Source organism: Roseisolibacter sp. H3M3-2 (genome assembly GCF_029211165.1).
Classification (GTDB): Bacteria; Gemmatimonadota; Gemmatimonadetes; order Gemmatimonadales; family Gemmatimonadaceae; genus Roseisolibacter.
On sequence record NZ_JARGEK010000732.1, the window covers coordinates 1 to 831 of the forward strand.

At 82.6% G+C, this 831-nt stretch carries 1 pseudogene; it reads right to left on the reverse strand.

Annotation, left to right across the window (positions count from 1 at the left end):
• A pseudogene (locus PYV61_RS26060) lies at positions 1 to 831 on the reverse strand (hypothetical protein); the annotation flags it as partial.

An 831-nucleotide genomic window follows, 5' to 3' on the forward strand; every position in this document is an offset into this window, starting at 1 on the left:
CTCGCCCGTGGCCGCCCACGCGGCGCCGTCGCGTCGCGGCGCGGCGACCGCGCGCCGCCACAGCCACGACCGCCGCGCCTCGGCCGGGTGCGTGCGCGCGACCGCCAGCAGCGCGCTCAGGCAGAAGGGGAGTCCCGCCGAGCCGCCGATGACCGTCAGGCCGCCGTCCATCCACAGCCGCACCTCGCCGCGCGCGAGGCGCGCCTCCCACGCGCGCCCGGCCTGCCAGGCGCGCGCCGCGAGCAGTGCCGCCGAGCCGACGCCCGCCAGCGCGAGCGCCGACCAGAGCCCCGCGAGCGCCGCGGCCTCGGCGGCCAGGCGCTCGCCGGGGTCGGGCCCGCACGCGGGGTCGAGGACGAGCAGCGCCGTGGCGAGCCACCCCAGCGACAGCAGCGCCGCGACCGGGCGCGGATACGGGCGCCGCCCGACGGCGGCCCAGCGGAGGAGCAGCCGCGCGAGGCCGCGCCCGCGCAGCAGGCTCGCGAGCGCGCGCCGCGCGACGAGGAGCGAGGCGGGATCGACGGCGAACCCTTCGGGGACGAGCGCGGGGGGCGCGTCGTCGCCCGACGGGACGAGCGCCGCCGCCCCGCGCCGCACGTCGCCGGCCTCGCCGGCGCTCTCCTCCGCGAGCACGACCGCCGACACGCCCGGCACGCCCCCGCGGTGGCGCGCCATCGCCGACCATCCGTCGAACGGCGCCACGCGCGACAGCTGCGCGAGGACGAAGCGCACCAGCGGGCGCGCGACGCGCCACGTCGCCTCGCGCGCCCAGCCGCGCACCAGCCACGCCACGAAGCGCCGCTGCCGCCGCGGCGTCCGCCCCGGGCGCGC